Origin of the sequence: Amycolatopsis keratiniphila (assembly GCF_000400635.2) — a bacterium.
Taxonomy (GTDB): Bacteria; Actinomycetota; Actinomycetes; order Mycobacteriales; family Pseudonocardiaceae; genus Amycolatopsis; species Amycolatopsis keratiniphila.
The window spans coordinates 2458055-2478104 of record NC_021252.1 but is presented as its reverse complement, the minus strand read 5'-3'; the positions used below and the strand labels follow the sequence as shown (position 1 = coordinate 2478104).

Below are 20050 nucleotides of genomic sequence, written 5' to 3'. Positions count from 1 at the left end.
TGGGAGCCCCCTCTCAGGCTATGGGCGTGCGATCTGAGCCACGTACGAGCGGTTGCCGAGCGGTGCCCGGCTGGGGAGACTCGGTGGTGAGCACAGGGAGCCGCCATGAGCGCCGAGACCGACACCAGCTGGGATGAGGACGTCCGCGTGGCGGTCTACCGCGCGTTCGCCGAGCACGGGAGGCCGCCGACGGCGCCGGAACTGGCCGACGCCGCCCACGGCTCGCTCGCGGTGGCGAAACAGGCACTGCACCGGCTCGCGGAGCGGCGGCATCTCGTACTCGACGAATGCGAGCACGTCGTGCTGGCGCATCCGTTCGCGGCGATCCCGCTCGGGTTCTCGGTGATGGGCGAGCGCACGTTGTGGTGGGGCGGCTGCGCGTGGGACGCGTTCGCGATCCCGCATCTGGTCAAGGCCGAACCCGAGGTGCTGGTGTCCACCCGCTGCCGCGGCTGCGGCGAACCCCAGGCGCTGATGGTGAACGACCGGACCCCGCCGAAGGGTGACCTGGTCGCGCACTTCCTGGTCCCGGTGGCGCGGATGTGGGACGACGTCGTGCACACCTGCGCCAACCAGCGCCTCTTCTGCGATGAGTCCTGTGTGGACGAATGGCTGACGGAAACGGGACAGGACAAGGGTTACGTCATGGATCTGGCGACGCTGTGGCGGCTCGCGGCGGGCTGGTACGACGGCAGGCTCGACCACGGCTACACCCGCCGGGACCCGGCCGCCGCGGCCGCGTACTTCGCACAGGCCGGGCTGAGCGGCCCGTTCTGGCACTAGACGAGGAACCGCAGCACGGCCGTGACGACGACCCCGCAGAGGATCGCGGCGAGCACCGGCACGCGCAGCATGTAGGTCACCGCGATCGCGGCCAGGCCGGCGCAGAGCGTCCAGTCGACCCCGGACCAGGCGGGGCCGGTGACGTCCGTGAGCACGAGCCCGGCCAGCAGCGCGGGCGCCAGCAGCGCGATCACGGCCGCGACCCGCGGCGGCAGCGTCCGATCGCCCAGCAGGACCGGTCCCGCCGCCTTGAACCCGATGCTGACCAGCGCCACCAGGACGATCGCGAGCCAGAGCGTCATCGCCGCACCCCCAGCCCGACCAGTGCGGCGGCCGAAGCGCCGATCAGCGCGAGCCCGACCGGGACGAACAGCACCAGGATCCCGGCGAGGCAGGCGGCGAGCACCGCGGTCAGCACCGCCTGGCGCGAACGGCGCAGTTCGTCGATGAGCAGGACCAGGAAGAAGCCGGGGAACACCACGTCGAGCCCGAACCGTGAGACGACGTCCGGTGGCGGCGCGGCCAGGACCCCGAGCACCGTCCCCAGCACCCACGCGGGCAACTGGACGAGCGTGCAGCCGATGAGTTTCTCGCGGTCGAAGCGCCCTTCGCCGAGGTGGGCGGCGACCCACGAACCGTCGACGACGGCTTGGCCTTCCCACGCGCGGCGCAGGCGTCCGCCGCGCAGATCGGCGGCGACGGCGGCACCCATCGGCAGGAACCGGGCGTTGATCAGGGCCGCCGCGCCGACCGCGACGGCGAGGTTGCCGCCGCCCGCGAGCGCGGTGGCCATCGCGAACTGGGCCGAGCCGGAGAACACCACGATCGAAGCGACGATCGGGGCGGCGATCCCCCAGCCGAGGGTCTGGCTGTACGCGCCGAAGGTGACTCCGAGGACGAAGGTCGCCACACCCAGTCCGAGCCCGACACGGGCGCCGGCCAGATAGTTGTGCCGGAGCGTTGTCATGGTTCGACCCTAACAAGCTAAACTAGTTTTGACCATTAGGAGAAGTCATGGACACCCACTGGGACGGGTACGACAGCATCGGCGGGAGCGTGCCGTTGGACCTGGTCAACACCGTTTCCTGGCGGCGCGATCCGGCCCGGCGGGAAGACCGGCTTTCCGCTCCGGAACGGCTGTCCGAGTGGGTCGTCCTGGTGGGCGCGGGCACCGAGCGGCTGGAGATCCCCGAGGCCGTCCTGGAGGCGGTGAAGGACTTCCGCGAGACGCTGTACCGCGTGCTGGTGTCGGATCCGCCGGACGTCACGGCGCTGCGCAAGCCGCTGCTGGCGGCGTACCGGCACGCCGGACTCACGCCCTCCCTGCCGCTGCGGTGGACGGTGCCGCTGGTGGACGGCACCGCGTTGCCGCATTTCCTGGCGCTGGCGGCCGAAGAGCTGCTCCGGTCCGGGGAGCTGGACCGGATCCGGGAGTGCGAGGGGCCCGGCTGTGGCTGGATCTTCACCGACCACACGCGCAACCGGTCGCGGCGCTGGTGCAGTTCGTCGGACTGCGGGAACCGGGCGCGGGTGAAGCGGCACTACGACAAGACCCGCGGCTGACGTCTAATTCGCCACATTCGAAGGCACCCGACTGGGTCACGACGACGTCCTTCCCGGAGGATGTGCTCATGGACACGTCCGCCTACGACGCCGATCTGCCCGCCCACGTCGAGCGGGCGCTGGCCGGGTTCCTCGAGCGCGCCGGTGCCGAAATCCGCCGCACCGAGCCGACGGTCGGGGCCGGGATCGACGCGCTGGCCGGATTCGTGCTGGGCGGCGGCAAACGCCTGCGCCCGACGTTCGCCTGGTGGGGCTGGCGCGGCGCGGGCGGCGACCCGGGCGGGCCGGACGTCGAAGGCGTGCTGCAGGCGGTGGCGAGCCTGGAGCTGATCCAGGCGTGCGCGCTGATCCACGACGACCTCATCGACTCCTCCGATTCGCGCCGCGGTTCGCCGACGGTGCACATCGCGGGCGCGAAACTGCACGCCGACAGCGGCTGGCTGGGTTCCCCGAGCACGTTCGGGCTCGCGACCGCCGTCCTGGTCGGCGACCTCGCGCTGGCCTGGGCCGACGACATGTTCGGCGAGGCCCCGCTCCCGCCCGCGGCCCTCGCGGCGGCGCGGCCGGCGTGGCGGGCGATGCGCACCGAGGTGCTCGCCGGGCAGTACCTCGACGTCCGCACCCAGGCCACCGGCGACGCCTCCCCCGAGGCGGCGCTGCACATCTGCAAGCTCAAGACGGCCGCGTACACCGTCCAGCGCCCGCTGCACCTCGGTGCCGCCCTCGGCGGTGCGGACGACGCGCTGATCGCGACGCTGCGCGAGTTCGGCGACGAGGTCGGCGTGGCGTTCCAGCTGCGCGACGACCTGCTCGGCGTGTTCGGCGACCCGTCGGTCACCGGCAAGCCCGCGGGCGACGACCTGCGCGAGGGCAAGCGGACCCTGCTGGTCGCGCTGGGTCTCCAGCGCGCGGCCGAACAGGGCAAGGACGCGGCGGCGAAGGTCATCTCCGACGCCATCGGCGACGCGCACCTGTCCGAAGACGCCGTCGAGACCGTGCGCGAGGCGCTGCAGGACGTCGGCGCCGTCGACGCGGTGGAACGCCGTATCGACGAGCTCACCGACTCCGCGATGGCCGCGCTCGACCGCGCCCACCTGGCCGAACCCGCTCCCGCCGCGCTGACCGGGCTGGTCGTCAAGGCGACCCAGCGGACTTACTGATGCGCACTGTCACCGGTCCGAGTGACCACGTGGTGGTGATCGGTGGCGGGCTCGCCGGGCTGTCGGCGGCGCTGCACCTGCTCGGCGCCGGACGCCGGGTGACCCTGCTGGAGCAGGACAAGACGCCCGGCGGCCGAGCCGGACAGGCCGATTTCGGCGGCAACACCGTCGACACCGGCGCCAGCGTGCTGACCATGCCCGAGCTGCTCGACGAGGCCTTCTCCGCCGTCGGCGAATCCCTGGCGGACAACCTGACGCTGACGCGGCTCGACCCGGCCTATCGCGCGAGGTTCGCCGACGGCAGCACGATCGCCGTGCACACCGAGGCGGCGGCGATGGAGGCCGAGATCCGCGAGGCCGCCGGTCCGGCCGAGGCCGAGGGCTACCGGCGGCTGCGCCGCTGGCTGACCGAGCTGTACGCGGTGCAGAAGGACCACTTCATCGGCGCGAACTTCGACTCGCCGTTCGATCTCGTGCGCCCGGAGCTGGCGAAACTGGCCGCGCTGGGCGGTTTCGGACGGCTCGGCCCGAAGATCGGCGGGTTCTTGCGCGACGACCGGGTGCGCCGGCTGTTCTCCTTCCAGGCGCTCTACGCGGGGCTCGATCCGGCGCGCGCGATCGGCGCGTACGGCGTCATCTCCTACATGGACACCGTCGGCGGGGTCTACTACCCGTCGGGTGGCATGGGCGAGATCGCGCGGGCGATGGCGAAGGCGGCCGAACGCGCCGGCGCGGAGCTGCGCTTCGGTACCGAAGCCGCTTGGCTGGAAAGGGTTTCCTCTCGGGTGCGTGCGGTGCGGACCCGCACGGGTGAGCGGATCCCTTGCGACACGGTGGTTCTCGCGACCGAACTCGGCACCGCGTACCGGCTGCTCGGCGCCCGCCCCCGGCGTCCGCTGCCGCTGCGGTACTCGCCGTCGGCCGTCGTCCTGCACGGGCACGCGCCGAAGTCGTGGCCGGATCTGGGCCACCACACCATCTTCTTCGGCCACGCCTGGGAGAAGACGTTCTCGGAGATCATCCGCGAAGGCAAGCTGATGAGCGATCCCTCGCTGCTGGTGACCCGGCCGACGGCGACCGAACCGGCCCTCGCCCCCGGCGGCGACCAGGTGATCTCGGTACTGGCCCCCGCGCCGAACCTCGGCCGCGGCAAGATCGACTGGGACCGCGTGGGCCCCGCGTATCGCGCGGAACTCCTGCGCACGCTGGAAAACCGCGGCCTCACCGGCTTCGCGGACGACTTCTCCGTCGACGAGATGATCACCCCCGCGGGCTGGGCGGAACGCGGGCTCACCGCGGGCACGCCGTTCTCGCTCGCGCACACCTTCGCCCAGACCGGCCCGTTCCGGCCGGGGAACCTGATGCGGGCGGTGGACAACGTCGTCCTGGCCGGCTGCGGGACCACGCCGGGTGTCGGCATCCCGCCGGTGGTGATCTCCGGCAGGCTCGCGGCGGGAAGGGTCACCGGCCGATGAGCGAACTCGACGCCGCGGGGATCACCGAGCCGGCGTTGCGGGCCGCGTATACCGAATGCCGCCGCATCAACGCGCACTACGGCCGCACCTTCTTCCTCGCGACCCGGCTGCTGCCGCCACGCACGCGGCCGTTCGCGCACGCGCTGTACGGCTTCGCCCGGATGGCGGACGAAGTGGTCGACAATCCCGCCCCCGGCACCGATCCCGCGATCGCGCTGGACGAGGTCGCCGCCATGGTCGCGCAGGTCTTCGAGGGCGGCACGCCCGCCGACCCGGTGCTGACCGCGCTCGCCGACACCGTTCGGCGCCACGACCTCGACCGCGAACTGTTCGACGCGTTCCTGCGCTCCATGGCGATGGACCTCAAGATCACCGAGTACGCGACCTACGCCGACCTCAAGGAGTACGTCCACGGTTCGGCCGAGGTGATCGGTCTGCAGATGTTGCCGATCTTCGGCACCGTCGTCCCGGCCGAGGAGGCGGTGCCCGGTGCCGCCGCGCTGGGCGAGGCGTTCCAGCTGACCAACTTCCTGCGCGACGTCGGCGAGGACCTCGACCGAGGGCGGCTGTACCTGCCGGCCGACGAATTGGCCGCGTTCGGCGTCGACCGTGAGCTGCTCGAATTCTCCCGCGCCCGCGGCCTGCCCGATCGTCGCGTCCGGCGCGCGCTCGCCGTCGCGGTGGCGCGCAACCGCGCCGTGTACCGCCGCGCCGAAGCGGGCATCCCGTTGCTGCGCGCGGAATCCCGCGAATGCGTGCGGACCGCGCTCGTGCTCTACGAAGGCATCCTCGACGAGATCGTGGCCCTTGGATACGACGTGTTGAACACCCGCGCGGTCGTCCCGCGCCGCCGTCGGCTGGGTGTCGCTCTGCCGGGGCTATTGGCGAGCACGTGGAGCAACTCCAGGCTTAGGCTGCGGTCATGACCTCTGCTTCGAACAGGAAGATCCGGATCGGCGTCCAGCTTCAGCCCCAGCACGCCGAATACAAGGCGATCCGCCGGGCGGCTTCGGAGGCCGAAGAGCTCGGTGTGGACATCGTCTTCAACTGGGACCACTTCTACCCGCTCTACGGCGAGCCCGAAGGACTGCACTACGAGTGCTGGACGATGCTGGGCGCTTGGGCGGAATCGACGTCGCGGGTCGAGATCGGCGCGCTGGTGACGTGCAACAGCTACCGCAATCCCGAACTGCTCGCCGACATGGCCCGCACCGTCGACCACATCTCCGACGGACGGCTGATCCTCGGCATCGGCTCCGGCTGGTTCGAGAAGGACTACGACGAATACGGCTACGAGTTCGGCACCGCGGGCGGCCGGCTCGACGACCTGGCCGAGGCGCTCCCGCGTATCGAGAGCCGGTTCGGCAAGCTGAACCCGGCGCCGACCCGCAAGATCCCGGTGCTGATCGGTGGCGGCGGCGAGAAGAAGACGCTGCGCCTGGTCGCGAAGCACGCCGACATCTGGCACGGCTTCGGCGACCCGGAGGTGGTGGAGCGCAAGGTCAAGATCCTCGACCAGCACTGCGCCGACGTGGGGCGCGACCCGAAGGAGATCGAGCGTTCGGTCGCCGTCGAGGGCGAGCCCGAGGAGCTGGGGCCGAAGCTGCTGGAGCTGGGTGTCTCGCTGTTCACCGTGGCGACCGGCGGGCCCGACTACAACCTGGACAAGCTGCGGTCCTGGATCGAGTGGCGGGACAAGCAGCAGTCCTGACCCGCTCGCAAATGTCATGAAAGGGTCGTTCAGGACATCTTTTGTCCTGAACGACCCTTTCATGACATCCGGGACCGATCGCGACGGTGAGCCGCCACCCGCTCCCGAGTGGCGCACCGCGTCGAGCAGTACCGACGCGGACTCCCCCCACCCAAGTACGCGAAGGGCTTCCCACACCCCGAAGCGGCACACAACCCGCCCGGCGGCGCCTGACGGTCCGACAGCAGCACGGCCAGCGCCAGCGCGGACGACGTCACCAGCCACGCGCCCCACGGCCCGTCGTCGGCGGCGTCCACGTGGAGATGCCAGCCGAACCCGTCCGCGTGATCGGTCAGCCGCGGCGGATGCGCGTAGCGGGCCAGCAGCCGGTTGAGCACATCGGCCGCCTCCGCGACATCCCGCGCCGCGAACACCTCCCGCAGCTGCAAGGCCGCCTCGCGTAACGACACCACATCCGACGGCGCCAGCTCGACCGAGGTCTCCCCGTGCGCTTCCAGCACGGAACGGACCGAGGAAACCGACGGATCCGGCGACAGTAGGACGACCAGGAGATCCACCGCCCGCTGTGCCGCCGCCCGCGCCGACCGGCCGGGCAGGAAATCCCGCTGCGCTGAAGTCATACCCCACTGTAACGTCTCGTCCATGAGAGGCCGTTACAGTCTCGCTGTCTACCTGGCCGGCGCGACGGTCGCCAGGACCGGCGACGAGTTGTCCGGGCCGGCTTTGCTCCTGCTCGGCGTGAGTGTCGGCGGCTCGGCCGCCACCGGATCCGCACTGCTCGCGGGCCTGACGATCTCCGCGGCGGCGGGCGGGCCGCTGCTCGGCGCCCTGCTCGACCGCAGTCCCCGGCCGGGACGGCTGCTGGCGTGGGCGCTGCTCGCGTACGCGGGCGGGCTCGGCGCGGTGCTCGCGCTGGTCGAAGTCCCCGCGGCGATCGCCGTGGCCGTCGCGGCCGGGTTGCTCAACCCCGCGTTGGCGGGCGGGTGGACGGCGCAGCTGCCGCAGGTGCGCGGCGCGACACCGCTGGAGCGGGCGAGCACGCTGGACGCGATGACGTTCACCGCCGCGAGCCTCGCCGGGCCGGGACTCGCCGGGCTCGTGGCCGCGTACGCCGGCGCACCGGCCGCGGTCGCGCTCGCGATCACGCTGGTCGCGGCCGCCTTCCCCGCCGCATGGTCGCTGCCCGCCACCGAAGCGAAGCCCACGAGACCGATCCGCCGTCAGCTCGCCGACGGGTTCGCGGTCCTCTTCCGCAACCGCGCGCTGCTGCGGGCCACCGCGACGTCCACCGTGTCCTTCGTCGGCATCGGGATCGCCGTGGTCTGCTATCCGCTGCTCGGCGCCCAGCGGCTGGGGAATCCGGGGTTCGGCGCGCTCCTGCTCACCGTGATGGCCGCCGCGTCACTGGTCGCGAACGCCGTGCTGGCCCGCAGACCGCCCCCGCCGGATCGCACCGTGCTCGTCAGCACCGTCCTGCTGGGCGCGAGTTTCCTGCTCGCGGCCACCGGGCCCGGCGTGGTGCCCCTGCTGGCCGCCGCCGTACTCGCCGGTTTCGCGGAAGGCCCGCAGCTTTCGGCACTGTTCGCCATCCGGCATCGCGAAGCACCCGCGGCGGTGCGGGCTCAGGTCTTCACGACGGCGGCGAGCGTGAAGATCACCGGGCTCGCGGTCGGAGCCGCGGCCGCGGGGCCACTGAGCGCACTCTCCGTAACCGCCGCGCTGGGTGCCGCGGCGGGATTCCAGCTTCTCGCGGCCGCCACGTATGCGCTGATGGGAGCTAGAAGGCCATCGCCTGCGCGCGCCGCTTGACCTCGGTGCCGTGGCTGGTGCGGAGCGCGTTGACCGGCGTGATCCCGGGCAGGGTCTCGTCTTCGGCGAAGAGCCAGCGCAGCATCTCCGTCCGGCTGAACCCGGCGTCCGCGAGCACGGTGATGGTGCCCGCCAGGCCTTTGACCACGCCGTCCTTCACCAGGAACGCGGCCGGGACGTACAGCTCGCCCTTGCGCCGGACGGCGATCAGGTGGCCGTCGCGCAGCATCTGGCGGACCTTGTTGGCCGAAACGTTCAGCGCGGTCGCGACCTCCGGAAGCGGGAGGACGGCCACATCGGCATCGAGAACGTCGTCGGCGACGGGAATACCACTCACAGGTGACACTGTGCCACATTCCGTCTCCCCCTCCGTTAGTGCGCACGGGTGACGAGCCGGGCCATGACGGAGAGTATCCACCCGGTCACGGATACCGCCGATTCGACGAAATGACGGGAATCGTGATCCCCGGCGACCCAGGTCCCGTACACCAGAACATGGGTACTTCCGTACGATCCATAGCCGTGACACGCACGGACCCCACGCTGGTGGGCACTCTGCTCGAGGGCCGCTACCGGGTGGACAAGCTGCTCGCACGCGGTGGGATGTCGTCGGTGTACCGCGGCGTCGACACCCGCCTCGACCGCCAGGTCGCCATCAAGATCATGGACCCGCGGTTCGCCGACGACAGGTCCTTCGTCGAACGCTTCGAACGGGAAGCCCGTTCGGCGGCCCGGCTGCACCACCCGCACGTGGTGGCGGTGCACGACCAGGGCTTCGACACCCCAGGCGGCGAGGAGTCCGGCCGCGCGTTCCTGGTGATGGAACTCGTCGACGGCGGGACCCTGCGCGAGCTGCTCGACGAACGCGGTCCCCTGGACGTCGCGCTCGCGCTGAGCATCACCGAACCGGTCCTCTCCGCGCTGGCCGCGGCGCACGCCGCCGGTCTGGTGCACCGCGACGTCAAACCGGAGAACGTCCTCATCGGCCGCGGCGGGACCGCGCTTTCGGGCGGTGTGGTCAAGGTCGGCGACTTCGGGCTGGTCCGCGCCGTCGCGAGCGCGGGCACCACGAGTTCGAGCGTCATCCTCGGCACCGTCGCCTACGTCTCGCCCGAGCAGGTCGCGACCGGCGCGACCACTTCGCGCGGCGACGTCTATTCGGCCGGGATCCTGCTGTACGAAATGCTCACCGGACGCCCGCCGTACACCGGCGACACCGCGCTCTCGGTGGCGTACCGGCACGTCAACGACGACGTCCCGCGCCCGAGCGAGCTGCGGCCGGGTATCCCGCCGCAGCTGGACGAGCTGATCCTGCGTGCCACCCGCCGCGACCCCGAGCAGCGCCCCGCCGACGCCGCGGCGTTCCTCGCCGAGCTGAACCATCTGCGCACCGTTCTCGGTGTCCCGGCGGTCCCGGTGCCCGTCCCGCTGCCCGCCGACGCCGACCGGGAGACCGACGCCGAGCGCACCACCCCCGGCATCCCCGCCGTCCCCGCGGTGGCTCCGGCCTCCGCCGCGACGACCGTGCTGCCCCCGGTCGCCGAGGCGACCCTTCCGGTCACCGGGCCGCGCGGAACGCAGGCGCTGCACCGCGAGCCGCAGATCCCGGCCGCGCAGCCGCCCCGCACGCCTCCCCCGCGCCCCAAACCGGCGGCCGGCGACGAGCAGCCGGGGTCGCGGAAGCGGCTCTACCTGATGATCGCGGCCGCGGTCCTGGTCCTCGGCGGCCTGATCGGCGCGTTCGCCTTCATCCTCAACGATTCGGGCCCGACGTCGTCGTCGGTGCCGAAGCTGGCCGGGATGAACCAGGCCGCCGCCGGCGACGCGCTCCGGTCGGCGAAGCTGACCCCGGCCTACACCGAGGAGTACAGCGACACCGCCGCGCAGCACACGGTGATCCGGTCCGACCCGGCGGAGGGCACGGCGCTCGCGCCGGGCGCCACGGTCAACGTCGTGCTGTCGAAGGGCCGTCCGATCGTGCCCGACATCCAGGCCGGGACGAGCCAGCAGGACGCGGAGACGGCGATCAAGGCCGCGCAGCTGACCCCGGTCCAGGGCGAGCAGGAGTACAGCGACGTCGCCAAGAACAAGGTGATCCGCGTCGACCCGGGCCCCGGTTCGCAGCTGAACATCGGCGGGCAGGTCACGATCATCCTGTCCAAGGGCCCCGAGCCGCTGCCGCCGGTCCCGGACGTCACGGGCCAGACCAAGGACGCGGCGTTCCAGATCCTGCAGCAGGCGGGCTTCCAGCCGTTCCAGGCGGGCGAGGAGTTCTCCGACCAGTTCGCCGCCGGTCAGGTGATCCGCACCGACCCGAAGGGCGGCGGCAAGGCGAGCAACCGCCGGATCGGTGTGTTCGTTTCGAACGCCGTCGAAGTACCGAACGTGACCTTCAAGCGGATGGAGGAGGCGATCCAGATCCTGAAACAGGCGGGTCTGGAGCCGGACCGTCAAGGTCGCGGAAACGGGAACGGTCACGGCGGCGGAAACGGTGGTTTCGACTTCGTCCTGGAGCAGGATCCGCAGCCGGGCACCAAGGTGCCCAAGGGCACGAAAGTGAAGATCAAGGGCTTCGGGTGACGCGAAAGGTGCTTTGAAACCGTTCAGTACCGGCATGGTCATCGGCTACCGTGAGCGCATGGTGGTCGTCGACGGCGTGAACGGCAGGTCGGACAGCTTCACCCCGCGTTCCGCCGCGCCGCGATGAGCTTCTTCACGGACGGTCCGCGCAGCCGCCCCCTGTTCCCGGTGCCGGAACAGGAGCTGTTCGGCTACAACGGCCGTCCCTGGGTGGAGACGCCGCACGAGTACATCGTCCCGGCGATCCTGCCCTGGTCGATGCCGCTGGGCCGGGCCGAACGGACCATCGTGGCGCTGCGCGGCATCGAGGTGTGGCCGGAGTCGGTGTCCTTCCAGCTGTCGGTGTACTCGCGGGATCTCCTGCTCGACGAACCCGGCGAAGGCCTGATCGACCACCGCCGGGTCCCGGACTACAACGCGTTGCTGGTCGGGGTGCTCTTCCCCGACGGGAGGCGGGCCAGTTCGGAGACCATCTCCGTGCCGTCGGCTACCAAACCGGATCAGCCGGTACTGCGCGCGCAGGGGCTGGGCGGTTCGGCGTTCCACGTCGACCACGAGATCTTCCTGTGGCCGCTGCCGCCCGACGGCCCGCTGGAGTTCATCGTCCAGTGGCTCGACCGCGACATCGAGGAGTCGCGCACCTCGCTCGACGGCACCGCCATCCGCGACGCCGCCAAGGAGGCGGGCGAGATCTGGCCGGGACTGCCCGCGCGGAAGTCGCACGGGCTGCCCGTCCGCCGGGTCGGGGCGCAGGCGATGATCACCCCGGCCTGGCCGCGCGAATCGCAGGCCCCGCCCCCGCTGCCCCAGCCATCGTCCCCGCCGCCCGCTTCGGACCAGCCGCGGGGCGCTCCGCTGCCGACCCGCCTCCCGCGCCGAGCCCGCTGAGGGCCTCGTGAGTGGTAAGGACGGTTAGAACCGTCCTTACCACTCACGAGGCCAAAGATCAGCGGAAGGCTTCGACGTTCGCCACCGCCCACTCCGCGTAGGTGACGCCGGGCCGCCCGGTGAGTTCCTGGACGACGCCGGTCGGCTTGTCGGGGTTCTCGGTGAAGTACGCGAAGCCGTCGAGCAGCCACTCGGCGATCTCGGCCGGGATCCCGGCGGCGGCCCACTGCTTGTTCGCCTCTTCCCTGGTGAGCTCCTGGAAGACCACCTCTTCGCCGAGCGCGGCCGAGATGGCGGCGACCTGTTCGCGCTGACTGATCGCCGTCGGCCCGCTCAGCGTGTGCTTCTTGCCGACGTGCCCCTCGGTGAGGATGACGTGCGCCGCGACGGCGGCGATGTCCGCGAGGTCGATCGGCGTCATCCGCGACTCGGGGTAGGCCTCGCGGACCACCCGCTCGGCCTTGATCGTCTCCGCCCAGCCGAGCGTGTTGTTCATGAACGCGCCCGGCCGCAGGAACGTCCAGTCGAAACCCGCCGCCTCGACGGCCTTCTCGATGATCGCGTAGTCCACACCGCTCGAATTCTCCGCCGGGTCGTCGGCGTTGCTGCCCGACAGCGCCACCACACGGCGCACTCCGGCCTCCTTCGCCAGCTTCACGAAGTCGTCCACCTTGGCCGCGAGCGGTGCCAGGTACACGGTCTCGATGCCTTCGAGGGCTTCCGGCAGCGTCTCCGGTTTGCCCAGGTAGCCCTTGGCGACCTCCACCTGCTCGGGCAGCGCCGCCTTCGCCGGGTTGACGGTCAGCGCCCGTACCGGCGCCCCGGCCTCCACCAGTTCGTCGACGAGCAGCCTGCCGACGCTTCCGGTCGCACCGGTCACCAGGATCGTCACGATTCCCCACTCCTTTTCGTACGCCCTACGGGATGAATTTAACCGTACCTCATACGAGAATGTAGAATCCAGCTTCACGGCCGAGTGGAGTGTGGATGGACTTCGAGCGCAGCCTCGATCTGTTGTGGCGTGACCGCGGCGAAGCCCGGCAGCCGACCAGGGGACGGAAGCCCAAACTGACCCTCGACCAGGTGATCGCCACCGCCGTCACGCTCGCCGACCGCGCGGGCGAGGCGACCGTGTCGATGAGCCAGATCGCCAAGGAACTCGGCGCCGGCACGATGACGCTCTACACCTACGTCCCCGGCAAGACGGAACTGCTCGATCTCATGGTCGACTCCGTGCTCGCCGAACGGAACCTTCCCGGCCCCGGCGATCCGCGGCCGGACGGCTGGCGCGAGCAGGTGCGGCTCTACGCCGAGCGCACCTTGGCCGTGTTCCGGGCGCATCCGTGGCTGCGTTCGACGTCGATGGTGCGCCCGGTGCTCGGCCCCGGGCTGATGGCGGGCCAGGAGTACGTGATCGCGGCGGTGTCGGATATCGGGCTGGAGCCCCGCAAGGCGGCCGCGGCCGCGAACAGCATCGAGATCTACGTGCAGGCCAACGCGACGCTCTTCGCCGAGACGGCGCAGGTCGAGCAGGAGACCGGGCAGTCGACGGACGCCTGGTGGGGGCAGCGGTCGGTGTTCTGGGAGAAGTACTTCGACGTGACGCGCCATCCGGCGATGACGCGGATCTGGGAGAGCGGCGGCTACGACGCGGACACCTGCGAAGCCGCCGACGAGACCTTCGCGTTCGGCCTGGAACGCATGCTGGACGGCATCGAAGCCCTCGTCACCCGCTGAGCACGCCCTGAAGTGTCATGAAAGGGTCGTTCAGGACAAAAGATGTCCTGAACGACCCTTTCATGACACTCGCGCGACAGGGAGTCAGGAGACGGTGGGCAGATCGGGGGCCGAGACGTCGAAGACCTTGCCCTCGCGGGTGAGCAGCGCGGCCAGGACCTTCGCCTTGCGTTCGGTGTCGGCCGAGGTCCCCCACCGCACGGTCTTCCCGTCGGCCAGCGCGAACTCGACGCTGCCGGGGGTCTTCGCCGTCGCGGTGGTGACCTGCTTGAGCAACTGCTGCGGGATCACGCCGAGGACGCCGGTCACCGCGCGGGTCACCGGGTCGTCGGCCGACACCAGCGGAAGCTTGAGCTCGGGCAGCCCGGCGGGCCGTTCCTTGACGGTCTTGAACACCACTCCCCCGCCGTCGACGAGGTGCACGCCGTCGCCGCCGGGCCCGCTGTCGAAGAACGCGATCGCGTTCCGTTCGGTCACGGTGATCTCGAGGGTGCTCGGCCACGACCGCGAGACGTCGACGGTGGCGATGCCGGGCATCTGCGCCACCTTGTCCCGGATCTCGTCGGTGTCCAGGCGCAGCATCGGCTTCTGGTCCGGCACGGCCGCCGCGGCGCGGATCTGGTCCGCGGGCACGGAGCTCGCCCCGACGACGTCGACCTGCCGCACCCCCAGCATCGAGCTGAACCACAGCAGGTAGACGAGCGCGACGGCGGTCAGCACCGAGAGCAGCGCGACCCAGCGTCGCCGCAGCTCCTTGTGCCGGTTCGGCCGGGCGGTGCGGCGGCGGTCGTACACCGACCGCCTGCCGCGCCGTTCCTTCAGCCGTTGAGTCCGTTCAGCCCGTGGGGTCCGCTTGACCCGTTCGGAGCGCGGACGCCGACCGGGTTCGGCCGGGCGGCGGCGTTCCCCGGTCTGTGTCATGGCTGGCCGCCGGGCGTTGTCATGGGCTAGCCCGCCCGCCGGTCCAGTTCGGCCAGGATCTCCGGGCCGAGCTGCGTGACGTCGCCGGCGCCCATGGTCACCAGCAGGTCGCCGGGTTGGACCAGATCCGCCGCGAGCTTCGCCGCGACGTCGAACGCGGGCTGGTAGTGCACCGGGACACCGGAGATCTGATCGGCGATGAGCGCGCCGCTCACCCCGGGCTCCGGCTTCTCGCGCGCCCCGAAGACGTCCAGCACGACGACCTCGTCGGCCAGCGACAGCGCGGCCGCGAACTCCTTCGAGAACGTCTTCGTGCGCGAGTACAGATGCGGCTGGAAGACCACGACGACCCGGCCCGAGCCCGCGGCCGTCCGCACCGCGCGCAGCTGCGCGTCGACCTCGGTCGGGTGGTGCGCGTAGTCGTCGTACACGCGGACGTCGCCCGCGCGGCCCTTGAACTCGAACCGCCGCCGGACGCCGCCGAACGCGGCGAGCCCCTCGGCCAGTCCTTCGACCGGCGCGCCGAGCTCGATCCCGGCCAGCAGCGCGGCGATCGCGTTCAGCGCCATGTGCTCACCCGGCACCGCGACCCGGAGGACGATCTCCTCGCCCTGCAAGGAGATCCGGACGACGCCGCCGTCCGGCGCGGGTGCGTAGTCGAGCACCTTCGCGTCGTCGGCGCCGGTGACCGAACGCCCGTAGCGACGGACGCGGATGCCCTGCTCCGACGCCCTCGCTCCCAGCTCCGAGGCGCCCTCGTCGTCACCGCAGACGATGAGCAGCCCGCCCGGCACGATCCGGCCGAGGAAGTCGCTGAACACCGAGACGTACGCCTCGGCCGTGCCGTGGTGGTCCAGGTGGTCCGGCTCGACGTTGGTCACCACGGCCACCGACGGCGAGTACGCCAGGAACGATCCGTCGCTCTCGTCGGCCTCGGCGACGAAGACGCCGCCCTCGCCGTGGTGCGCGTTCGCGCCCGACTCGTTGAGGTCGCCGCCGATGGCGAACGACGGGTCGAGACGGCACTGCTGCAGCGCGACCGTCAGCATCGACGTCGTCGACGTCTTGCCGTGCGTCCCGGCGATGCAGGCGACGCGATGCCCCTCCATCAGCCCGGCCAGCGCCTGCGCGCGGTGCAGCACGGTGATCCCGCGTTCCCGCGCGGCCATCAGTTCCGGGTTGTCGTCCTTGATCGCGGTCGACACGATCACCGAGGACGGCCCCTCGGGGAAGGCGTCGAGGTTCTCGGCGCGCTGGCCGACGGCGATCTCGGCGCCCTGGGCACGCAGCGAGAGGAACGCGCGCGACTCCTTGGCGTCGGAGCCGGACACCTGGGCACCGCGGGCGAGCAGGATACGGGCGATGCCGCTCATCCCGGCGCCACCGATCCCGATCAGGTGGGCACGCGTCAGCGTGTCGGGGAGTTGATCAGGCACCTGCGGCCTCCAGCACGATCTTGGCAAGGGTCTCGTCGGCCTCACGGTGGCCGAGGCCGACCGCGGCCGCGCTCATCTTCGCGACCCGGTCGGCGTCGGACACCAGCGGGATCACCAGCTCCGCGACCTTGGCGGGGGTGAGATCGGCGTCGTCGACCATCAGCCCGGCACCGGCCTCGACCGCGGGCCGGGCGTTGACGGCCTGCTCGCCGTTGCCGTAGGGCAGCGGGACGAACACCGCGGGCAGGCCGACCGCGGACACCTCGGCGACGGTCATCGCGCCGGAGCGGCACAGCACCGCGTCGGCGGCGGCGTACGCGAGGTCCATCCGCTCCAGGTACGGCACCGGGACGTACGCGGGACGCCCCGGGAACTCCTGGACGACCAGCGTGTTCTTCGGACCGTGGGCGTGCAGGACACCGACACCGGCGTCCGCGAACTCCTTGGCCGCGCCGGCGACGGCGCCGTTGATCGACACCGCGCCCTGCGAGCCGCCGAAAACCAGCAGCGTCGGGGCGTCGGGGTCGAGCCCGAAGTGCTCGCGGGCTTCGGCGCGCAGCGCGGCCCGGTCGAGCGAGGTGATGGAGCGGCGCAGCGGGATGCCGATGACCTCGGCCTTCGCCAGCGGCGTCCCCGGGACGGCGACGGCGACGCGGACGGCGAACCGCGCGCCGACCTTGTTCGCCAGGCCCGGCTTCTCGTTGGCCTCGTGCACCACGATCGGCGTGCGGCCGCGCGCGGCGAGGTACGCCGGAAGCGCGACATAGCCGCCGAAGCCGACGACGACGTCCGCGCCGACCCGGTCCAGGACCTCACGGGTGCGCTTGACCGCGTCGCGGACCTTCAGCGGCATCTTCAGCAGCTCGGGCGTCGGCTTGCGTGGCATCGGCACCGGCGGGATCAGCTCCAGCGGGTAGCCCCGCGCCGGGACGAGCTTGTTCTCCAGTCCGCGCTGGGTCCCCAGCGCGACCACCTTCGCGTCGGGACGCAGGCGCATCACCGCGTCGGCGAGGGCGAGTGCCGGTTCGATATGCCCGGCGGTCCCACCGCCGGCGACCACGACCACCGGCGCTTTGCCGGCGACCTCGCCTGAAGCGCCACCTCTGACGGGGTTGTTCACCTATGACCTCTCCGGTTTGCGGTACCCCGTTTCGCGGTACCGCGGTTCACCGCCGTTCGCGCGGCCGTCCTCCTGCCGGGCTCCCGTACCGAACGGCGCCGCTCCTGTGCGGGCGAAGGCCTCGCCGTCCTCGGCGCGGGCCTCGCCGCCTTGGCGGCGCCTCCCCTGGCCGCGCCGCCCTTGCGCTTGGCTGGCGGGCGGTACGGCTCGGGCGCGGGAAGCCTCAGCAGGCGTCCGAATTTACCTGGCCCCTGCGAGCGCAGTGCGGCCACCGCCTCCGGTTCGTGCCGGGCGGCGTTGGCCAGGATCCCCATGATGAGCATGGTGATCACCAGCGACGTCCCGCCGTAGGAGATCAACGGCAGCGTGACCCCGGTGACCGGCAGCAGGCCGACGACGTAGCCGATGTTGATCCCGGCCTGCGCGACCAGGAACACGGTCAGCGTGCCCGCCACGATACGGATCCACGGGTCGAGGTTGCGGGTGGCGATCCGCAGGCCGACGACGGCGACCCCGGCGAACAGCCCGAGCACCACCGCGCAGCCGATGAAGCCGAGTTCCTCGCCGATCAGGGCGAAGATGAAGTCGTTCTGCACGTTGGGCAGGTAGCCCCAGTTGGACTGGCCCTGGCCGAGGCCCTTGCCGAGGAACCCGCCGTCGGCGAGCGCGAGTTTCGCCTGGTTGGCCTGGAAGCCGTCCGCGCTGGTGTCCGGGTCGCCGGAGACGAACGACATGACCCGCGCCAGCCGGTACGGGGCGATGATGGCCAGCACCAGGATCCCGGCCAGGCCACCCGCGAGGATGACGCCGAACAGCCGTTTCGGCGCGCCCGCGAACCACAGCAGGGCCATCAGCACGACCGCGAGGGTGATCGTGCCGCCGAGGTCGGGCTGCATCATGACCAGCGCGAACATCAGCAGCGCGATCGGCACGACCGGCACGAGCAGATGGCGCCACTGGTTGATGATGTTGTACTTGATCACCAGGATGTGCGCGCCCCAGAAGGCCAGCGCGACCTTCGCCGCCTCGACCGGCTGGAAGGCGAACCCGCCGAGCCGGAACCAGCCCTGCGAGCCGTTGACCTCGGAGCCGAGCGGGGTCAGCACCAGCACGAGCAGCCCGAGGCACACCACCGTCGCCGTCGCCGACAACCGCCGGACGCGTTCCAGCGGCACCCGCAGCCCGATCCAGAACACCACCGCACCGATCGCGACGAACATGAGGTGCTTGCTGAACTGGGCGTACACGCCGGTGCCGGTCTTGGGGTTGTACGAGGCGACCGAAGACGCGGACAGCACCATCACGATGCCGATCACGGTCAGCACGCCGGTGAGCGCCAGGACCAGATGGAACGAAGCGAGCGGCCGCGAAAGCCAGGCCGTCAGCGCGGTGCGGAAGGCGACGAACGGACTTTCCTTGCGTTCACGTCGCTTGCGCTGCGCGGGCTCGCGCTTTCTTTCCTCAACCGCCGTCACTGGTCTCCCCCGCACCGTCGCGCAGGACACGGACCGCGCTCGCGAACGCGTCGCCGCGTGCGCCGTAGCTCGAGTACATGTCCAACGACGCCGCGGCGGGGGCCAGCAGCACCACATCTCCAGGGCGCGCCAGGGCGCGGGCCGCCTTCACCGCCGCAGTCATGGTGTCATCGTCACCCGAAGGGAGGCTGTTCACCGGGACATCCGGCGCGTGTCGCGCGACAGCGGCGGCGATCACGGGTGAATCCACGCCGAACAGCACGACTCCGCGCAGCCTTCCGGCGATCGAGCCGACGAGTTCGTCCACGGAAGCGCCCTTGAGCTGGCCGCCGGCGATCCAGACGACGTTCAGATGCGCGCGCAGCGATCCGCTCGCCGCGTGCGGGTTGGTCGCCTTGGAGTCGTTGATGTAGCGGACGCCGTCGATCTCGCCGATCTCCTCGGCCCGGTGCGGGGCGGGCCGGTACTCGCGGAGCCCCTTGGCGACGTCCTCGCCGGTGACGCCGTACGCGCGGGCCAGCGCCGCCGCGGCGAGCGCGTTGGAGACGTTGTGCGGACCGGCGGGACGCACGTCGGCCAGCGTGCCGAGTTCGTCGGCGCTGGTCGCCGGGTCGGCCACGAAGGCGCGGTCGACCAGCAGGTCTTCCACGATCCCGAGTTCACCGGGGCGCGGGGTGTCCATGCCGAAGGCGACGCGGCGGGCGTCGGCGGGCACGTGTTCGTCGGCGAGGCGGGCGGACCACTCTTCGTGGAGGTTGTGCACGACGGTGCGGGAGTGGGTGTGGACCCGCCCCTTCGCTGCCGCGTACTCCTCCATCGAGCCGTGCCAGTCGAGGTGGTCCTCGGCCAGGTTCAGCACCACCGACGCGAGCGGGGCCAGCGTCGACGACCAGTGCAGCTGGAAGCTCGACAGCTCCACGGCGAGCACCTCGTGCCCGGCGCGCACCGCGTCGAGCACCGCGAAACCGACGTTCCCGCACGCCACGGCGTCGACCCCGGCGGAACGCAGGATCGACTCCAGCATCCCGACCGTGGTCGTCTTGCCGTTGGTGCCGGTGATCGCGAGCCAGACCGGCGGCTTGTCGCGCAGCTGTCCGACGCGCCACGCCAGCTCGACGTCGCCGATCACCTCGACACCGGCTTCGGCCGCCGCCACCAGCAGCGGCGACGTCGGCTTCCAGCCGGGGCTGGTGACGACCAGCTCGACGTCTCCGGGCGGCTCGGTCAGGCCCGGCACCAGGTCGGCGCCGAGCCCTTCGAGTTCCGCCAGCCGCTCGGCGTTGCCGTCGGTGACGGTGATCCGCGCGCCCAGATCCTTCAGGACCGGGACGACGGACTTGCCGGTGACCCCGGCACCGGCGACGAGGACGTGACGCCCGGCCAGCTCCACCG

The 20050-nt window shown here is 71.4% G+C and carries 20 protein-coding genes; 10 read left to right on the top strand and 10 right to left on the bottom strand.

Going from position 1 to position 20050, the window contains the following annotated elements; translation table 11 throughout:
• Nucleotides 1-105 precede the first annotated feature (105 nt).
• Nucleotides 106-783, top strand: a complete 678-nt coding sequence (gene merB / locus AORI_RS52565; RefSeq protein WP_016332693.1) for an organomercurial lyase — start codon at nt 106-108, stop codon at nt 781-783.
• Here the strand turns inward: merB and AORI_RS52560 are convergent.
• Both AORI_RS52560 and AORI_RS52555 read right to left on the bottom strand, forming a co-directional pair.
• Nucleotides 780-1085 (bottom strand): AzlD domain-containing protein, encoded by a 306-nt coding sequence (locus AORI_RS52560; RefSeq protein ID WP_016332692.1) that lies wholly within the window; start codon nt 1083-1085, stop codon nt 780-782. The two genes, merB and AORI_RS52560, sit on opposite strands and share 4 nt — an antisense overlap.
• Complete coding sequence (locus AORI_RS52555; protein ID WP_016332691.1) at nt 1082-1750, bottom strand: AzlC family ABC transporter permease; 669 nt, start codon at nt 1748-1750, stop codon at nt 1082-1084. The genes AORI_RS52560 and AORI_RS52555 overlap by 4 nt, the downstream gene beginning before the upstream one ends.
• A gap of 47 nt (nt 1751-1797) precedes the next feature.
• Between AORI_RS52555 and AORI_RS52550 the strand changes: the two genes are divergently transcribed.
• The 5 genes from AORI_RS52550 (at nt 1798) to AORI_RS52530 (ending at nt 6692) form a co-directional block, all read left to right on the top strand.
• Nucleotides 1798-2346: a CGNR zinc finger domain-containing protein gene (locus AORI_RS52550; protein ID WP_016332690.1), complete on the top strand. Its 549-nt coding sequence runs from the start codon at nt 1798-1800 to the stop codon at nt 2344-2346.
• A 68-nt stretch (nt 2347-2414) separates the two neighbouring features.
• On the top strand, nt 2415-3506 hold the full coding sequence (locus AORI_RS52545) for a polyprenyl synthetase family protein (RefSeq protein WP_016332689.1): 1092 nt from the start codon (nt 2415-2417) through the stop codon (nt 3504-3506).
• A complete protein-coding gene (gene crtI, locus AORI_RS52540) occupies nt 3506-4981 on the top strand; it encodes a phytoene desaturase family protein (RefSeq protein ID WP_016332688.1) in 1476 nt (491 codons plus the stop codon). Before AORI_RS52545 ends, crtI begins: the two co-directional genes overlap by 1 nt.
• Nucleotides 4978-5907, top strand: coding sequence for a phytoene/squalene synthase family protein (locus AORI_RS52535; protein ID WP_016332687.1), 930 nt, complete (start codon nt 4978-4980; stop codon nt 5905-5907). Before crtI ends, AORI_RS52535 begins: the two co-directional genes overlap by 4 nt.
• A complete protein-coding gene (locus AORI_RS52530) occupies nt 5904-6692 on the top strand; it encodes an LLM class F420-dependent oxidoreductase (protein WP_016332686.1) in 789 nt (262 codons plus the stop codon). Before AORI_RS52535 ends, AORI_RS52530 begins: the two co-directional genes overlap by 4 nt.
• A 59-nt stretch (nt 6693-6751) precedes the next feature.
• Here the strand turns inward: AORI_RS52530 and AORI_RS52525 are convergent, their stop codons facing one another.
• Nucleotides 6752-7312, bottom strand: coding sequence for a CGNR zinc finger domain-containing protein (locus AORI_RS52525; RefSeq protein ID WP_016332685.1), 561 nt, complete (start codon nt 7310-7312; stop codon nt 6752-6754).
• Nucleotides 7313-7334: 22 nt separating this feature from the next.
• Between AORI_RS52525 and AORI_RS52520 the strand changes: the two genes are divergently transcribed.
• Nucleotides 7335-8501, top strand: coding sequence for an MFS transporter (locus AORI_RS52520; RefSeq protein WP_016332684.1), 1167 nt, complete (start codon nt 7335-7337; stop codon nt 8499-8501).
• Here AORI_RS52520 and AORI_RS52515 read toward each other — a convergent pair.
• The gene (locus AORI_RS52515; protein ID WP_016332683.1) at nt 8470-8838 is read right to left on the bottom strand and encodes an Rv2175c family DNA-binding protein; all 369 of its coding nucleotides are present in this window, start codon (nt 8836-8838) and stop codon (nt 8470-8472) included. The genes AORI_RS52520 and AORI_RS52515 overlap by 32 nt on opposite strands.
• Before the next feature lie 185 nt (nt 8839-9023).
• On the opposite strand from AORI_RS52515, the gene pknB reads away from it, so the two are divergent.
• On the top strand, nt 9024-11081 hold the full coding sequence (gene pknB, locus AORI_RS52510) for a Stk1 family PASTA domain-containing Ser/Thr kinase (protein ID WP_016332682.1): 2058 nt from the start codon (nt 9024-9026) through the stop codon (nt 11079-11081).
• Nucleotides 11082-11204: 123 nt separating this feature from the next.
• Nucleotides 11205-11969 (top strand): hypothetical protein, encoded by a 765-nt coding sequence (locus AORI_RS52505; protein WP_016332681.1) that lies wholly within the window; start codon nt 11205-11207, stop codon nt 11967-11969.
• Between the two features lie 58 nt (nt 11970-12027).
• Here the strand turns inward: AORI_RS52505 and AORI_RS52500 are convergent, their stop codons facing one another.
• On the bottom strand, nt 12028-12861 hold the full coding sequence (locus tag AORI_RS52500; RefSeq protein ID WP_016332680.1) for an NAD(P)H-binding protein: 834 nt from the start codon (nt 12859-12861) through the stop codon (nt 12028-12030).
• Between the two features lie 95 nt (nt 12862-12956).
• Here AORI_RS52500 and AORI_RS52495 point away from each other — a divergent pair, with 95 nt between their 5' ends.
• A complete protein-coding gene (locus AORI_RS52495; RefSeq protein WP_016332679.1) occupies nt 12957-13706 on the top strand; it encodes a TetR/AcrR family transcriptional regulator in 750 nt (249 codons plus the stop codon).
• An 84-nt stretch (nt 13707-13790) separates the two neighbouring features.
• Here the strand turns inward: AORI_RS52495 and AORI_RS52490 are convergent, their stop codons facing one another.
• The 5 genes from AORI_RS52490 to murD are packed head-to-tail and all read right to left on the bottom strand — an operon-like array spanning nt 13791 to nt 20048.
• The gene (locus AORI_RS52490; protein ID WP_016332678.1) at nt 13791-14627 is read right to left on the bottom strand and encodes a cell division protein FtsQ/DivIB; all 837 of its coding nucleotides are present in this window, start codon (nt 14625-14627) and stop codon (nt 13791-13793) included.
• 26 nt (nt 14628-14653) lie between these two features.
• A complete protein-coding gene (murC, locus tag AORI_RS52485) occupies nt 14654-16063 on the bottom strand; it encodes a UDP-N-acetylmuramate--L-alanine ligase (protein ID WP_016332677.1) in 1410 nt (469 codons plus the stop codon).
• A complete protein-coding gene (gene murG, locus AORI_RS52480; RefSeq protein WP_016332676.1) occupies nt 16056-17183 on the bottom strand; it encodes an undecaprenyldiphospho-muramoylpentapeptide beta-N-acetylglucosaminyltransferase in 1128 nt (375 codons plus the stop codon). The genes murC and murG overlap by 8 nt, the downstream gene beginning before the upstream one ends.
• A complete protein-coding gene (gene ftsW / locus AORI_RS52475; protein ID WP_016332675.1) occupies nt 17180-18658 on the bottom strand; it encodes a putative lipid II flippase FtsW in 1479 nt (492 codons plus the stop codon). The genes murG and ftsW overlap by 4 nt, the downstream gene beginning before the upstream one ends.
• Entirely contained in the window at nt 18645-20048 is a 1404-nt protein-coding gene (gene murD / locus AORI_RS52470) for a UDP-N-acetylmuramoyl-L-alanine--D-glutamate ligase (RefSeq protein ID WP_016332674.1), read from the bottom strand. The genes ftsW and murD overlap by 14 nt, the downstream gene beginning before the upstream one ends.
• Nucleotides 20049-20050 lie beyond the last annotated feature (2 nt).

What these genes read in the sequence shown, in the direction of transcription:
- merB (WP_016332693.1), top strand. Translation starts at nt 106, where the DNA reads ATGAGCGCCGAGACCGACACCAGCTGGGATGAGGACGTCCGCGTGGCG.
- AORI_RS52560 (WP_016332692.1), bottom strand. Translation starts at nt 1,085, where the DNA reads ATGACGCTCTGGCTCGCGATCGTCCTGGTGGCGCTGGTCAGCATCGGG.
- AORI_RS52555 (WP_016332691.1), bottom strand. Translation starts at nt 1,750, where the DNA reads ATGACAACGCTCCGGCACAACTATCTGGCCGGCGCCCGTGTCGGGCTC.
- AORI_RS52550 (WP_016332690.1), top strand. Translation starts at nt 1,798, where the DNA reads ATGGACACCCACTGGGACGGGTACGACAGCATCGGCGGGAGCGTGCCG.
- AORI_RS52545 (WP_016332689.1), top strand. Translation starts at nt 2,415, where the DNA reads ATGGACACGTCCGCCTACGACGCCGATCTGCCCGCCCACGTCGAGCGG.
- crtI (WP_016332688.1), top strand. Translation starts at nt 3,506, where the DNA reads ATGCGCACTGTCACCGGTCCGAGTGACCACGTGGTGGTGATCGGTGGC.
- AORI_RS52535 (WP_016332687.1), top strand. Translation starts at nt 4,978, where the DNA reads ATGAGCGAACTCGACGCCGCGGGGATCACCGAGCCGGCGTTGCGGGCC.
- AORI_RS52530 (WP_016332686.1), top strand. Translation starts at nt 5,904, where the DNA reads ATGACCTCTGCTTCGAACAGGAAGATCCGGATCGGCGTCCAGCTTCAG.
- AORI_RS52525 (WP_016332685.1), bottom strand. Translation starts at nt 7,312, where the DNA reads ATGACTTCAGCGCAGCGGGATTTCCTGCCCGGCCGGTCGGCGCGGGCG.
- AORI_RS52520 (WP_016332684.1), top strand. Translation starts at nt 7,335, where the DNA reads ATGAGAGGCCGTTACAGTCTCGCTGTCTACCTGGCCGGCGCGACGGTC.
- AORI_RS52505 (WP_016332681.1), top strand. Translation starts at nt 11,205, where the DNA reads ATGAGCTTCTTCACGGACGGTCCGCGCAGCCGCCCCCTGTTCCCGGTG.
- AORI_RS52495 (WP_016332679.1), top strand. Translation starts at nt 12,957, where the DNA reads ATGGACTTCGAGCGCAGCCTCGATCTGTTGTGGCGTGACCGCGGCGAA.
- AORI_RS52490 (WP_016332678.1), bottom strand. Translation starts at nt 14,627, where the DNA reads ATGACACAGACCGGGGAACGCCGCCGCCCGGCCGAACCCGGTCGGCGT.